The following is a 754-nucleotide window of genomic DNA, read 5'->3' on the forward strand; positions in this document are numbered from 1 at the left end:
CACAGGAGAAAATGGTACAAATTGGTCAACGTTAGGCGCGTTTTACAAAATTTCGGCATCAAATTCTTTTGCCTCTCCAGAAAGAAATGCCATCAAAGTGGGATTTGATGCTTCCCTTGAGAGTGATATTTATGGCAAGTCAACGATAATACAACCGAACTCTGCTCACTCTTTAATTATCATCAAAGCATAGCCAGAGCTTGGCTGAATAGAGTCTGAAGTCCCAAACTTATCGTTTGAAAGAGAAGCATCAAATCCAATCAGTGATGCCCAAGAGTAGTCCCCTGAGTTTCGGTGGTTTGAACTGATAACGCTAAAAGCTCCACTTACCGATCCGTTTAAATCTTGGTTGCCAGAGGTTCTACCCGTTATATTAGGTCCTAATATCAGGGGCGCTTTGAATCAAAACTATGTTGGCGATGGCAATGACTGCATTGTTAAAATAGGTAGCACAGGAGGTGTTGCTCACTATGATTCGAACGGAAACCGATTTGAATTAAATGCATCAGTGGCTAGTTCTGTTTATTCACAATCTAGTACGATTCAACCGAACTCGGCTCAATCCTTGATAATCATCAAGGCATAAGAGCTTTGGGGCTGAATAGTTAATGACTCGTTGTAAATATTGGTAGCTCTCGAAGCATCAAAATAAATACCAGCACCGGATAGTGTCGTATTAGAAGTCCATCCACCGCCGGAACCACTATACATAACGCCCGATGAACCGTAAGGAGTTGCTCCGGCTGTTCCTGTC

The 754-nt window shown here is 42.4% G+C and carries 2 protein-coding genes; one reads left to right on the forward strand and one right to left on the reverse strand.

What is annotated here, in order from left to right:
- Window positions 1–193, forward strand: a 193-nt coding sequence (locus M3080_RS09120) for a hypothetical protein (protein ID WP_428982298.1), incomplete at its 5' end; no start/stop codon positions are given.
- 365 nt (window positions 194–558) lie between these two features.
- Here M3080_RS09120 and M3080_RS09125 read toward each other — a convergent pair.
- A partial coding sequence (locus M3080_RS09125; RefSeq protein ID WP_249092814.1) for a hypothetical protein occupies window positions 559–754 on the reverse strand: 196 nt, incomplete at its 5' end.

The organism is Parasutterella secunda (assembly GCF_023336895.1).
GTDB lineage: Bacteria > Pseudomonadota > Gammaproteobacteria > Burkholderiales > Burkholderiaceae_F > Aphodousia > Aphodousia faecalis.